The organism is Pseudomonas oplopanacis, assembly GCF_057128725.1.
The window spans coordinates 178,063-191,199 of the sequence record NZ_JBSKHV010000010.1 but is presented as its reverse complement, the minus strand read 5'-3'; the positions used below and the strand labels follow the sequence as shown (position 1 = coordinate 191,199).

The 13,137-nt window shown below is 59.3% G+C and carries 11 protein-coding genes; 3 read left to right on the top strand and 8 right to left on the bottom strand.

Translation table 11 applies throughout. The annotated features are described in order from the left end of the window. Nucleotides 1-121 precede the first annotated feature (121 nt). The 6 genes from ACWKV5_RS20320 to ACWKV5_RS20295 are packed head-to-tail and all read right to left on the bottom strand — an operon-like array spanning nucleotide 122 to nucleotide 6,076. On the bottom strand, nucleotides 122-1,864 hold the full coding sequence (locus tag ACWKV5_RS20320; protein ID WP_483842742.1) for an ABC transporter substrate-binding protein: 1,743 nt from the start codon (nucleotides 1,862-1,864) through the stop codon (nucleotides 122-124). A 47-nt stretch (nucleotides 1,865-1,911) separates the two neighbouring features. After that, nucleotides 1,912-2,184: a DUF2160 domain-containing protein gene (locus tag ACWKV5_RS20315; RefSeq protein ID WP_027925091.1), complete on the bottom strand. Its 273-nt coding sequence runs from the start codon at nucleotides 2,182-2,184 to the stop codon at nucleotides 1,912-1,914. 10 nt (nucleotides 2,185-2,194) lie between these two features. After that, a complete protein-coding gene (locus ACWKV5_RS20310) occupies nucleotides 2,195-2,995 on the bottom strand; it encodes a carbohydrate ABC transporter permease (RefSeq protein ID WP_027925090.1) in 801 nt (266 codons plus the stop codon). 8 nt (nucleotides 2,996-3,003) lie between these two features. Beyond that, nucleotides 3,004-3,870, bottom strand: coding sequence for a carbohydrate ABC transporter permease (locus ACWKV5_RS20305; RefSeq protein WP_027925089.1), 867 nt, complete (start codon nucleotides 3,868-3,870; stop codon nucleotides 3,004-3,006). After that, nucleotides 3,867-4,982, bottom strand: coding sequence for an ABC transporter ATP-binding protein (locus ACWKV5_RS20300; RefSeq protein WP_483842741.1), 1,116 nt, complete (start codon nucleotides 4,980-4,982; stop codon nucleotides 3,867-3,869). Before ACWKV5_RS20300 ends, ACWKV5_RS20305 begins: the two co-directional genes overlap by 4 nt. Beyond that, nucleotides 4,982-6,076 carry an ABC transporter ATP-binding protein gene (locus ACWKV5_RS20295; RefSeq protein WP_483842740.1) on the bottom strand — a complete coding sequence of 365 codons (1,095 nt, stop codon included), beginning with the start codon at nucleotides 6,074-6,076 and terminating at the stop codon, nucleotides 4,982-4,984. The genes ACWKV5_RS20300 and ACWKV5_RS20295 overlap by 1 nt, the downstream gene beginning before the upstream one ends. A 418-nt stretch (nucleotides 6,077-6,494) precedes the next feature. Between ACWKV5_RS20295 and ACWKV5_RS20290 the strand changes: the two genes are divergently transcribed. Next, nucleotides 6,495-8,330 carry a sigma-54-dependent Fis family transcriptional regulator gene (locus ACWKV5_RS20290; RefSeq protein WP_483842739.1) on the top strand — a complete coding sequence of 612 codons (1,836 nt, stop codon included), beginning with the start codon at nucleotides 6,495-6,497 and terminating at the stop codon, nucleotides 8,328-8,330. 202 nt (nucleotides 8,331-8,532) lie between these two features. Here ACWKV5_RS20290 and cysS read toward each other — a convergent pair whose 3' ends face one another. Together cysS and ACWKV5_RS20280 are read right to left on the bottom strand one after the other, a co-directional pair. Next, nucleotides 8,533-9,915 carry a cysteine--tRNA ligase gene (gene cysS, locus ACWKV5_RS20285; protein ID WP_483842738.1) on the bottom strand — a complete coding sequence of 461 codons (1,383 nt, stop codon included), beginning with the start codon at nucleotides 9,913-9,915 and terminating at the stop codon, nucleotides 8,533-8,535. 18 nt (nucleotides 9,916-9,933) lie between these two features. Continuing rightward, nucleotides 9,934-11,634, bottom strand: a complete 1,701-nt coding sequence (locus tag ACWKV5_RS20280; RefSeq protein WP_483842737.1) for a glutamine--tRNA ligase/YqeY domain fusion protein — start codon at nucleotides 11,632-11,634, stop codon at nucleotides 9,934-9,936. Nucleotides 11,635-11,882: 248 nt separating this feature from the next. Here ACWKV5_RS20280 and ACWKV5_RS20275 point away from each other — a divergent pair, with 248 nt between their 5' ends. Both ACWKV5_RS20275 and lpxH read left to right on the top strand, forming a co-directional pair. Then, nucleotides 11,883-12,386, top strand: coding sequence for a peptidylprolyl isomerase (locus ACWKV5_RS20275; RefSeq protein ID WP_483842736.1), 504 nt, complete (start codon nucleotides 11,883-11,885; stop codon nucleotides 12,384-12,386). Further along, complete coding sequence (lpxH, locus tag ACWKV5_RS20270; protein WP_483842735.1) at nucleotides 12,383-13,135, top strand: UDP-2,3-diacylglucosamine diphosphatase; 753 nt, start codon at nucleotides 12,383-12,385, stop codon at nucleotides 13,133-13,135. The genes ACWKV5_RS20275 and lpxH overlap by 4 nt, the downstream gene beginning before the upstream one ends. Nucleotides 13,136-13,137 lie beyond the last annotated feature (2 nt).

Here is a 13,137-nt window from a genome sequence, read left to right as displayed (position 1 = left end):
TACACAAAATCGGCTGTCACCTCGGCCCAATGTGGGAGCGAGCCTGCTCGCGAAAGCGGTTTCTAAGCCACACACAAAAACGGCACCTTTCGGTGCCGTTCGTTTTGCTCAGTAAAGAGGCTTACTTACGCGCATCCGCCCACGATTTCAGCAGTTCGTTGTAGTTCACGGTTTCGCCTTTCGGCTTCTCGTTCGCCAGCTTAGGCTTCGGTGCGCCCGGTTGATCGAACCAATATTGCGCATCGCGCTCGGGGTTCATTTTCGGGGCGCAAGTGGTTTGCGCTTTCGAGCGTTCCAGACGGGACATGATCGCGTCCTGATCCTTGGCCAGACCGTCCAATGCCTCTTGCGGGGTTTTCTCGCCGCTCGCCGCTTCGGCGATGTGGCTCCACCACAGTTGCGCCAGACGCGGATAGTCCGGCACGTTGGTCCCGGTCGGGGTCCATTGCACACGCGCCGGGCTGCGGTAGAACTCGACCAGACCACCGAGTTTCGGTGCCAGGTCGGTCATCGCTTGCGAGTTGATGTCCGACTCGCGGATCGGCGTCAGGCCGACGATGGTTTTCTTCAGCGACACGGTTTTCGAGGTCACAAACTGCGCATACAGCCACGCCGCCAGTTTCTGTTTCTCAGGCGTGGACTTCATGAACGTCCACGAACCCACGTCCTGATACCCGAGTTTCATGCCCTCTTCCCAATACGGACCACGCGGCGATGGCGCCATGCGCCACTTCGGCGTGCCATCGGCGTTGACCACCGGCAGGCCCGGTTTGGTCATGTCGGCGGTGAACGCGGTGTACCAGAAGATCTGTTGGGCGATGTTGCCCTGAGACGGTACCGGCCCCGACTCGGAGAAGGTCATGCCCGCCGCTTCCGGTGGTGCATAGGCTTTGAGCCAGTCGACGTATTTCTGGGTGGCAAAGACTGCCGCCGGGCCGTTGGTGTCGCCACCGCGGGTCACGCTGGAACCCACCGGGTGGCAATCCTCGACGCGAATGCCCCACTCGTCCACCGGCAAACCGTTCGGCAGGCCTTTGTCGCCACCACCGGCCATGGAGAACCAGGCATCGGTGAAGCGCCAGCCCAGCGACGGGTCTTTCTTGCCGTAGTCCATGTGCCCGTAAACCCGCTTGCCGTCGATTTCCTTGACGTCTTCGCTGAAGAATTTGGCGATGTCTTCATAGGCCGACCAGTTCACCGGCACGCCCAATTCGTAGCCGTACTTCTCCTTGAACTTGGCTTTCAGGTCCGCACGTTCAAACCAGTCGGCGCGGAACCAGTACAGGTTGGCGAACTGCTGGTCAGGCAGCTGATAGATCTTGCCGTCCGGCGCGGTGGTGAAGGAAATGCCGATGAAGTCCTTGATGTCCAGGGTTGGCGAGGTATACGCCTTGCCTTCGTTGGCCATCAAGTCGGTGATCGACTCGGTCTTGCCATAGCGAAAGTGCGTACCGATCAGGTCCGAGTCGTTGACCCAGCCGTCATAGATGCTCTTGTCCGACTGCATCACGGTCTGCAGTTTTTCCACCACGTCGCCTTCTTGCAGCAAGTCGTGGGTCACCTTGATCCCGGTGATCTCGGTAAAGGCCTTGGCCAGCACCTTGGACTCGTATTCGTGGGTAGTCAGGGTTTCCGATACGACTTTGATGTCCATCCCGCGAAACGGCTCGGCCGCCTTGATGAACCACTTCAATTCCGCGAGCTGCTGGTCGGCCGTCAGGGTGGACGGTTTGAACTCGGCGCCAATCCATTTCTTCGCAGCGTCTTCATAGGCGTCGGCCCAGGCCGCAGCGCTCAACCCACTGAGTGCCAGCATGGCTGCCAATGAAATGCTATGTCGCAGCTTATTGTTTTTGTCGAACATAGAGACCTCCTGTTTGATTTTCGGAGCAACATTGCCGAGCGATTCGACTAGCCCCAACGCATCACAGCCAACAGCCACACCAGGGACAACGCGGACGCTACCCAGATGCTCCAGTCGGTGACGCCGATTACCAGCAAATGCAGGTAGGCGCTGCCGAGAAGACCGATAAACAGCCGATCGCCACGGGTGGTGGCAATCGGCAACAAACCCCGCCGAAGAATGCTCGGCGAACGCAACTCCCAGGTCGTCATGCCCACCAGAATCAGGCCAATGACAATGAAGAACGCCGCGGTGGGGACCGTCCAACTCATCCATTCCATCATCAGCTCCTCATACCCGGCCGAGGGCAAAGCCCTTGGCCACGTGGTTGCGAACAAACCAGATCACCAGCATGCCCGGCAGGATGGTCAACACCCCCGCCGCCGCCAGCACGCCCCAATCGATGCCGGACGCCGAGACGGTACGCGTCATCACCGCCGCAATCGGCTTGGCGTTGACCGACGTCAGCGTGCGCGCCAAGAGCAACTCGACCCAGGAAAACATGAAGCAGAAAAACGCCGTGACACCGATCCCGGAGCCGATCAGCGGGATGAAAATCTTCACGAAAAACTTGGGAAAACTGTAGCCGTCGATGTAGGCGGTTTCGTCGATTTCCTTCGGAACACCGGACATGAAGCCTTCAAGAATCCACACCGCCAACGGCACGTTAAACAGGCAGTGAGCCAGGGCCACGGCGATGTGGGTGTCGAACAGACCGATCGAGGAATACAGCTGGAAGAACGGCAGCAGGAACACTGCCGGTGGCGCCATGCGATTGGTCAGCAGCCAGAAGAACAGGTGCTTGTCACCGAGGAAGCGATAGCGCGAAAACGCATACGCCGCCGGCAGCGCCACGCTCAGGGAGATCACCGTGTTCAGGCTCACGTAATACAGCGAGTTGAGGTAACCGGTGTACCAGCTCGGATCGGTGAAAATCACCTTGTAGTTATGCAAGGTGAAGTCCGAGGGAAACAGCGTCAGGCCGCCGAGGATTTCGGTGTTGCTCTTGAACGACATGTTCAGCAACCAGTAGATCGGCACCAGCAGGAACAGGATGTAGATCAGCAGCGGGATGAGTTTTCTCTTGCTCATGATGGGCCTCAGCGGTTGGCGTCAGAGTGAGTCATGGCGGTGTAGAACAGCCAGGACACCAACAGGATGATCAGGAAGTACACCAGCGAAAACGCCGCTGCCGGTCCCAGGTCGAATTGCCCTACGGCCATCTGGGTCAACGTCTGACTGAGGAACGTCGTGGCATTCCCCGGCCCGCCACCGGTCAGCACGAACGGCTCGGTGTAGATCATGAAACTGTCCATGAAGCGCAGCATCACCGCGATCAGCAGCACGCTTTTCAGCTTGGGCAACTGAATGTGCCGGAACACTGCCCAGGCCGAGGCCCGATCAATCCGTGCCGCCTGGTAATACACGTCCGGAATCGCTCGCAACCCGGAGAAACACAGCAACGCCACCAGCGACGTCCAGTGCCACACGTCCATCACCAGCACCGTGACCCAGGCGTCCATGGTGTTCGATGCATAGTTATAGTTGATGCCCATCGCATTCAGGCTCGAACCCAGCAGGCCGATGTCGGCGCGGCCGAAAATCTGCCAGATGGTGCCGACCACGTTCCAGGGAATCAGCAGCGGAATGGCCAGGATGATCAGCACCAGCGACGACCAGCGCCCCTTGGTCGGCATGGTCAGGGCGATGGCGATGCCCAGCGGGATTTCGATCAACAGCACGCAAGCGGAGTAGATGAACTGCCGCAAAAGAGAGTCATGCAGGCGCGGATCGAGCAGCACTTGCTTGTACCAGTCGGCGCCGACGAAGTAGCGGCTGGACTGGTCGAAAATGTCCTGCACCGAATAGTTGACCACCGTCATCATCGGGATCACCGCACTGAAGGCCACCAGCAGGAACACCGGCAACACCAGCCACCAGGCCTTGTTGTTTTGCACCTTGTTCATGGCTGCACTCCGTTATTGGCTTGCGCTGGCAGCAGATATTCATCGGCATAGACCATCAACCACTGCGCCGGAAAACTGATGTACGCCGTGCCTTCCGGCACCGGTTTGTCTTCGGCCAGGCGCACTTTCAGCGGCGCGCCGTCGAGGTTCAGGGTCAAGATTTTGTAGGTGCCAAGGTCTTCGATGTGTACGACCTGTGCCTGCATTGCGTCATCAAAGGGTTCTTCCCACACGTGGACGAACTCCGGGCGGATACCGACTTTCAGGGTTTTCCACTCGGACTCGGCGATGCGCTGTTGCTGCGCCTCGGACAGCGGCAGGTGCGTCGAGGCGAACCCCACGCCTCCCGGTTGCGGCGTGACCTCGATCAGGTTCATCCCCGGGCTGCCAATGAAGTAGCCGACAAAGGTGTGGCTCGGCCGTTCGAACAGTTCTCGCGGCGTGCCGAATTGCACGATCTGCCCGCCGTACATCACCGCGATCTTGTCGGCGAAGGTCGAGGCCTCCAGCTGATCGTGGGTGACGTAGACCATGGTGATGTTGAACTGCTCGTGGATCTGCTTGAGCTTGCGTCGCAGCTTCCACTTCAGGTGCGGGTCGATCACGGTCAGCGGCTCGTCGAACAGGATCGCCGAGACGTCATCGCGCACCAGCCCACGGCCCATGGAGACTTTCTGCTTTTCGTCGGCGGTGAGGTTGCTGGCCTTTTTGCTCAGCAGTGCCTGCAGGTCAAGGACCTCGGCAATTTCCTGCACCTTGGTGTGAATTCTCGCCTCGGCCATGCCCTGATTACGCAGCGGAAACGCCAGGTTATCGAACACGGTCATGGTGTCGTAGACCACCGGGAATTGAAAAACCTGGGCGATGTTGCGCTTCTCCGGCGTCAGGTCGTTGACCGCTTTGCCGTCGAACAACACGTGCCCCTGCGAAGGGCTGAGCAACCCGGAAATGATGTTGAGCAAGGTCGACTTGCCGCACCCCGAAGGCCCGAGCAACGCATAGGCGCCGCCCTGCTCCCAGATGTGGTCCATCTCGCGGATCGCGTAATCCTCAGGGCCGGACGGGGTTTTGGTGTAACTGTGGGCGAGGTTCTGCAAACGGATTTCGGCCATCAGGCAACCCTCGCGACACGGCGACCGGGCGCCTGGACCAAACGTCCCTGCGCATCGAACACAAACAGTTTATGGGTCGGGATATAGATGCGGATCGGCGCGTCGACGTCGTATTCGTGAACGCCAGGCAAGTGCAGCACCAACAGGAAATGCTCGTTGCGCACGTGCAGGAAAGTTTCCGAACCGCTGATCTCGGCGACCTCGACGGTCACGGCCAGTTCCAGATCATCGTCGTTGCTCGGCACCAGCGAGATGTGGCTTGGCCGCACGCCAAAGCGGAACTCGCCCTCGCCAACCGGCCGCAAATCCACGTTCAACGGGAAGTGCACGAAGTTGGCGAAGCTGACTTCGTTGCCGGCAATCCGTCCCGGCATCAGGTTGATCGGCGGCTCGGAGAACAGCTCTGCCGCGAGCACGCTTTGCGGCTGGTGATAGACCTCGGACGACTTGCCGCTCTGGATCACCCGACCTTCGTGAAGAATGGTCGTGGTGCCGCCCAGTGCCAGGGCTTCGTTGGGTTCGGTAGTGGCGTAGATGGCGATGGTGTGCCGCGCCTTGAACAGCTCGCGCATTTCCTGGCGCAGTTCTTCGCGCAGCTTGTAATCGAGGTTGACCAGCGGCTCGTCGAACAGGATCAGCTCGGCGTCCTTGACCAGTGCGCGGGCCATGGCCGTGCGCTGTTGCTGGCCGCCGGAGAGTTCAAGGGGATGGCGCTGGAGGAACTTCTCGATGCGCAGCATCTTCGCGGTTTCCAGCACTTTGCTCTGGATCAGCTCATTGGACACACCGCCCTGGCGCAACGGCGAGGCAATGTTCTCGAAGACGGTCATGGTCGGGTAATTGATGAACTGCTGATAGACCATCGACACGTTGCGCAGGCGCACCGGGCGCTGGGTGACGTCGACGCCGTTCATGAGGATGCGGCCGCTGTCGGGCTTGTCCAGCCCGGCCATCAGGCGCATCAGACTGGTTTTGCCGGACAGCGTGCGCCCGAGCAAAACGTTGAAGGATCCGGGTTCAAAACTCAGGCAGGCATCGTCGATCCAGGTCTGGCCCTCGACGGTGCGGCTGACGTGCTCCAGGGTTAATGACATGGCTCGGCCTTTTTTATTATTTGGAGTCAAGCGACCGGAGCTACAGAGCGAGTTTCGTGCCAGATATTTCAAGCCATTGATCCGACTGGAAAATCTTTGTATGAGCAGGGTGAACGCTTTCGTTGCTGAACAAAAATGAACAGCCTGAACTGAACAACTGAACAATCCGGCGGTTGACAATGAACAATCGTGAACAACACTCTACGGATGTTTTTGCCCCACCCGCAGATGCGCAACGTCGCTAAACCTGTGGGAGCGAGCCTGCTCGCGAAGGCGGTGTGTCAGTCGATATAAATGTTGAATGTTGTATCGCATTCGCGAGCAGGCTCGCTCCCACATGGAGTTCGTCGCCACCCCGGGGTTTGTGCAGCAAAACCAATCATAAAAACAATAAAAGCTTGCTCAGAGATCGACTGCCATGGCCGCACCCGCCTCGCCGCTCTCCCACGACGCCGTCATTCAGGACTCCTGGAAGCGTTGCCGCGCCTTCGGCCTCAACCACCAGAGCGCCCCGGCATTCGATCAACTGCCGGCCGAAGGCATCGCCCAATTGCTGGAGAGCCAGCACTCCCTGGTCCAGACCACGCACCAGGAAGTCCTGCCGTATTACGAAAACATCCTGAGCAATTCCAATTGCCTGATCATGCTCGCCGACAATCAAGGCCAGGTCCTGACGTCGTGGGGCACCCAACGCTTTATCGAGCCGAGCCTGACCCGTGGTTTCAGCGCCGGCGCCAGCTGGATGGAGCGTTGCAGCGGCACCAACGCCATCGGCACCGCCCTCGCCTGCGAGCAGGCCGTGCACATCGAACACGATGAACACTTTCTGAAAGCCAACCGTTTCATGACCGGTTCCGCCGCGCCGATTTTCGATGCCGAGCGCAAGGTGATCGCGGTGCTGGACGTGTCCAGCGACAGCTACCTGCCGCCGTCCCACACCCTCGGCATGGTCAAGATGATGAGCCAGACCGTGGAAAACCGGCTGATTCTCAACCTGTTCCATGGCCAACATTTTCAACTGACCTTCAACACCGGGTTGAACAACCTCGACAGCCAGTGGGCGGGGTTGTTGATCTTCGACGAGACCGGCCAGGTACTGTCCGCCAACCGTCGCGCCGACAATCTGCTGGGCATCAGCCTGTCGCGGGTCAGCGTCGAAAGCCTGTTCAAGGTGTCGCTGCTGGAATTACTGAACCAGCCCGACGGTTTGCCGTTCGCCCTGCAAGCCTCGGGGCGCAACCGCTTCCAGTGCCTGCTGAGGCGGCCGAAACAGGTGCCGATTCAACCGCGGCTGTTTGCGGAGCCAGTGGTCGTGGCGGCTCCCGAAACGATCAGCCTCAACACCCTGCACTTCGGCGACAGCCGCGTGGAAAAAGCCGTGCGTCAGGCTGAACGCCTGCTGGAGAAAGACATTCCGCTGTTGATTCACGGCGAAACCGGGGTCGGCAAGGAAGTCTTCGTCAAAGCCTTGCACCAGGCCAGCTCGCGCAGCAAACAACCGTTCATTGCCGTCAACTGTGCAGCGATCCCCGCCGAACTGGTGGAATCCGAGTTATTTGGCTACGAGAAAGGCGCATTCACCGGCGCCAACCAGAAAGGCAGCATCGGACTGATCCGTAAGGCGGATAAGGGCACCCTGTTCCTTGATGAAATCGGCGACATGCCGCTGCCGACTCAAGCCCGGTTGTTGAGGGTATTGCAGGAACGTTGCGTGCAACCGGTGGGCAGCAGCGAGCTGTTCCCGGTCGATATCCGGATTATTTCAGCGACCAACCGTGCGTTGCGTGAGCAAGTGCAACTCGGTCGGTTTCGCGAAGACCTGTATTACCGGATCGGCGGCTTGACCCTGGAATTACCGCCCCTGCGCGAACGCAGTGACAAGCAGGCCTTGTTCAAACGCTTGTGGGAGCAGCACCGGGAGCCATCGCAATGGGCCGGGTTGAGCCGTGAAGTGCTGGAGCTGTTCGGCCGTCATCCGTGGCCGGGGAATTTGCGTCAGGTCAGCAGCGTGATGCAGGTGGCGCTGGCCATGGCCGAAGAACAGCCGGTACGGCCGGAGCATTTGCCGGATGATTTTTTTGTCGATCTGGAGATGGAACCGGTGGATTCGCCTGAAACGCTGGCGGTGGATTTGAATGATGTCGAGAATTTGAATCGGCAGTTGCGCGCGGCTGGGGGGAATATTTCGCATCTGGCCCGGCGGTTGGGGGTTAGCCGTAATACCCTCTATAAGCGATTGCGCCAGGCTGAGTGATGAGTGAACTGTACTGGCTGTGGTTGGCTTGAGACCTTCGCGAGCAGGCTCGCTCCCACAGGGGATTTGTGTCGTGCCGAAGATCGACTGTGGGAGCGAGCCTGCTCGCGAAGGCATCAGCCCTGTCACCACAAACCTAAAACCCTGCACATAAACAAAAACCCGCACAAGGCGGGTTTTTGTTTTGTAGCGGATAACCCAATCAGTCAGCCAAACGCCAGGTCGTGCCGCCCTTCCCGTCTTCCAGCACCACGCCCATGGCGGTGAGCTGGTCGCGGATGCGGTCGGATTCGGCCCAGTCTTTACCGGCACGAGCCGCCAGACGCGCAGCGATCAACGCATCAACTTCAGCGGCATCCACACGCCCTTCAGCGCCAGCCTGCAAGAAGTCATCGGCCTCAAGCTGCAACACACCCAACACGCTCGCCAGTTCTTTCAGACGCGCCGCCAGACCCGCCGCCGCATTGAGATCGCTCTCGCGCAGACGGTTGATCTCGCGCACCATTTCGAACAGCACGGCGCAGGCTTCCGGCGTGCCGAAGTCGTCGTTCATCACCTGAGTGAAGCGCTCGACGAAGGCTTCGCCGCCGGCCGGTGCCACGTTCGGCAGGCCTTTGAGCGCGTGATAGAAACGCTCTAGGGCGCCTTTGGCGTCCTTGAGGTTGTCTTCCGAGTAGTTGATCGCGCTGCGGTAGTGGCTCGACACCAGCAGGTAACGCACGACTTCCGGGTGGTACTTTTCCAGCACGTCACGAATGGTGAAGAAGTTGTTCAAGGACTTGGACATCTTCTCGCCATTGATACGAATCATGCCGCAATGCATCCACGCGTTGGCGTAGGTCTTGCCGGTGGCCGCTTCGCTCTGGGCGATTTCATTTTCGTGGTGCGGGAACTCGAGGTCGCTGCCGCCGCCATGAATGTCGAAAGTCTCACCCAGGCAGCAGGTCGACATCACCGAGCACTCGATGTGCCAGCCCGGACGACCGTCGCCCCACGGCGAAGGCCAGCTCGGCTCGCCTGGCTTGGCGCCTTTCCACAGTACGAAGTCCAGCGGGTCCTGTTTGGACTCGTCGACTTCGATGCGTGCGCCGATGCGCAGGTCTTCGATCTTCTTGCGCGACAGCTTGCCGTAGCCCATGAACTTGGCGACGCGATAGTACACGTCGCCATTGCCCGGGGCGTAGGCGTAACCCTTGTCGATCAGGGTCTGGATCATGCTCAACATACCCGGAATGTGATCCGTGGCACGCGGTTCCATGTCCGGCTTGAGGATGTTGAGGCGCGCCTCGTCCTCGTGCATCGCAGCGATCATGCGTTCGGTCAGCGCATCGTACGGCTCGCCGTTCTCGCGGGCACGATTGATGATCTTGTCTTCAATGTCGGTGATGTTGCGCACATACGTCAGGTTATAACCGCTGAAGCGCAACCAGCGGGTCACCAGGTCGAATGCGACCATGCTGCGGCCATGGCCAATGTGGCAGTAGTCGTACACGGTCATCCCGCAGACGTACATGCGCACATTGTTGCCATCCAGCGGCTTGAAGACTTCTTTGCTCTTGGTGAGCGTGTTGTAGATCGTTAGCACTTTAAAAACTTCCTTGAATCACTGGCCCCACGAATCACGCAGGGTCACGGTACGGTTGAATACCGGAGCGCCCGGTTTCGAGTCCTTGATATCCGCGACGAAGTAACCTTCGCGCTCGAACTGGAAACGGTCTTCCGGCTGTGCGTTGCCCAGCGAGGGTTCAGCACGACAACCGTTGAGTACCTGCAGCGAGTCAGGGTTGATGTTGTCCAGGAAACTGGCGCTGTCTTCAGCCTTTTCAGGGTTGGCCGAACGGAACAGGCGATCGTACAGACGTACTTCGCACTCGACGCTGGCAGCGGCCGGCACCCAGTGCACCACGCCTTTGACCTTGCGGCCTTCAGGGTTCTTGCCGAGGGTTTCCGGGTCGTACGAGCAACGCAGTTCAACGATGTTGCCATCGGCGTCCTTGATCGCTTCGTCGGCGCGGATCACGTAGCTGCCACGCAGACGCACTTCGCCGTTGGGTTCCAGGCGCTTGTAGCCTTTTGGCGGCTCTTCCATGAAGTCATCGTGGTCGATGTAGATTTCACGGGCGAACGGCAGCTTGCGCACGCCCAGTTCTTCTTTCTGCGGATGACGCGGCAGTTCGAGGTTCTCGACCTGGTCTTCCGGATAGTTGGTGATTACCACCTTCAACGGACGCAGCACGCACATGGCGCGCGGGGCGTTCGCGTCCAGATCCTGACGGATGCTGAACTCGAGCATGCCGAAATCGACGACGCCGTCAGAACGGTTGGTGCCGACCATGTCGCAGAAGTTGCGGATCGACGCAGGCGTGTAGCCACGGCGGCGGAAGCCCGACAGCGTCGACATGCGCGGATCGTCCCAACCGAACACGTGCTTTTCATCGACCAGTTGCTTGAGCTTGCGCTTGCTGGTGATCGTGTAGTTCAGGTTCAGGCGGCTGAATTCGTACTGACGCGGGTGCGCCGGCACTGGCAGCGCGTCCAGGAACCAGTCGTACAGCGGACGGTGGCTTTCGAACTCCAGGGTGCAGATCGAGTGGGTGATGCCTTCGATGGCGTCCGACTGACCGTGGGTGAAGTCGTAGTTCGGGTAGATGCACCACTTGTCACCGGTCTGGTGGTGATGCGCGTGACGGATGCGATACATGATCGGGTCGCGCAGGTTCATGTTCGGCGAGGCCATGTCGATCTTGGCTCGCAGCACGCGTGCGCCGTCCTGGAATTCGCCGGCCTTCATGCGGGCGAACCAGTCGAGGTTTTCTTCCACGGAGCGATCACGGAACGGGCTGTTCTTGCCCGGCTCGGTCAGGCTGCCACGGTATTCCTTGGCCTGTTCCGGGCTCAGGTCGTCGACGTAGGCCTTGCCGGCCTTGATCAGTTCAACGGCCCAGTCGTGCAACTGGTCGAAATACTGCGAGGCGAAGCGCACGTCGCCGGACCATTCAAAGCCCAGCCATTTGATGTCGCTTTCGATCGCGTCGATGTATTCCTGGTCTTCCTTGGCCGGGTTGGTGTCGTCGAAACGCAGGTGGGTAACGCCGCCGAATTCCTGGGCCAGGCCGAAGTTCACACAGATCGACTTGGCGTGACCGATGTGCAGGTAGCCATTGGGCTCAGGCGGGAAACGGGTGACGATCTGCGTGTGCTTACCCGAGTCCAGGTCCGCCTGGATGATCGGGCGCAGGAAATTGACCGGCACGGCAGGGCCGGTCTTGGCATTCGAGGTAGGGTCGACAGTGGGCTTGCTCATAGGATCCTTGAACGTACAAGTGCGCGGCCGGAGAAGGCCAAGTAAAACAAAGCCGCTATCATAGCCGATGCTGTCAAGCACCTGACAGAGCGCGCCTGCAAACGGTCGTATTTAATAGGCCATAAATGAAAAACAGCCTCGAAATTCGCGCCCGGCACGCTAAACTGCGCACCTTGGCTGTTACTGGCCAGACCGGTTGGGGGCTGTAATAGCCCGAAACCCACGAATTCCTAGAAAGAGTACCGATCATGACCCAAGTCAAACTGACCACCAACCATGGCGACATCGTCCTGGAACTGAACGCTGAAAAAGCCCCGATCACCGTGGCCAACTTCATCGAGTACGTTAAAGCCGGTCACTACGAAAACACCGTTTTCCACCGTGTCATCGGTAACTTCATGATCCAGGGCGGCGGTTTCGAGCCAGGCATGAAAGAAAAGAAAGACAAGCGCCCAAGCATCCAGAACGAAGCCGACAACGGCCTGCCGAACGTGAAGTACAGCGTTGCCATGGCCCGCACCATGGAGCCGCATTCGGCTTCCGCCCAGTTCTTCATCAACGTGGCTGACAACAGCTTCCTGAACCACAGCGCCAAGACCACTCAGGGCTGGGGCTACGCCGTATTCGCCAAAGTCGTTGCAGGCCAAGAAGTGGTCGACAAGATCAAAGGTGTTTCCACCACCATGAAGTCCGGCCACCAGGACGTACCAGCAGACGACGTGATCATCGAGAAAGCCGAGATCATTGAGTGATACTGCTGATTTCAGATTTGCATCTGGAAGAGGAGCGCCCGGACATTACCCGGGCGTTTCTGGATTTGCTCGCCGGACGCGCCCGCTCGGCGAGTGCGTTGTACATTCTGGGCGACTTTTTCGAAGCGTGGATTGGCGACGACGCCATGACGCCCTTCCAGCGCTCCATCTGCCAGGCCCTGCGCGAATTGAGCGACAGCGGCACGGCCATTTTCCTGATGCACGGCAATCGCGACTTCATGCTCGGCCAGGCCTTCTGTAAACAGGCCGGCTGCACGTTGTTGAAGGACCCGAGTGTCGTACAGTTTTACGGTGAGCCGGTGCTATTGATGCACGGCGACAGCCTCTGCACCCGCGACGAAGCCTATATGAAGCTGCGTCGCTACCTGCGCAACCCGATCAGCCTGTTCATCCTGCGGAATTTGCCACTGCGCACCCGGCACAAGCTGGCGCGCAAGCTGCGCAGTGAAAGCCGTGCGCAAACGCGGATGAAGGCCAATGACATTGTGGATGTCACGCCGGAGGAAATTCCGCGGATCATGCAGGAATATGGCGTGAAAACCTTGATCCACGGCCATACCCATCGCCCGGCTATCCACAAATTGCAGCTGGGCGAACAAGCGGCCAAACGCATTGTGCTGGGGGATTGGGATCGCCAGGGCTGGGCGTTGCAGGTGGATGAGCAAGGGTTTGCGCTGGCCCCCTTCGACTTCACCCCGCCAGCGCAACTGGCAGCCCCCACGAACTGACT